This window comes from Thiomicrorhabdus cannonii (assembly GCF_013391695.1).
Classification (GTDB): Bacteria; Pseudomonadota; Gammaproteobacteria; order Thiomicrospirales; family Thiomicrospiraceae; genus Thiomicrorhabdus; species Thiomicrorhabdus cannonii.
In genome coordinates, this window is sequence record NZ_JACBGH010000058.1 from 1 (window position 1) to 224 (window position 224).

The following is a 224-nucleotide window of genomic DNA, read 5'->3' on the forward strand; positions in this document are numbered from 1 at the left end:
TATTGACGTACTGGCCAATGACAGCGATTTGGACGGTGATACCATCACAGTACAAAGCGTGACTCAACCTGCGCACGGTAATGTTGTGATTGAAGGCGACGGCACCGTCACCTACACACCGGTTGCCGACTACAACGGTCCTGACAGCTTCACCTACACCATCACCGACGGCCAAGGCGGAACAGATACCGCAATGGTGACGTTAACAGTCAACCCGCAGAATG

At 53.6% G+C, this 224-nt stretch carries 1 protein-coding gene; it reads left to right on the forward strand.

Going from position 1 to position 224, the window contains the following annotated elements:
* Positions 1 to 224, forward strand: a 224-nt coding sequence (locus HZ297_RS11955) for a cadherin-like domain-containing protein (protein ID WP_178863997.1), incomplete at both ends; no start/stop codon positions are given.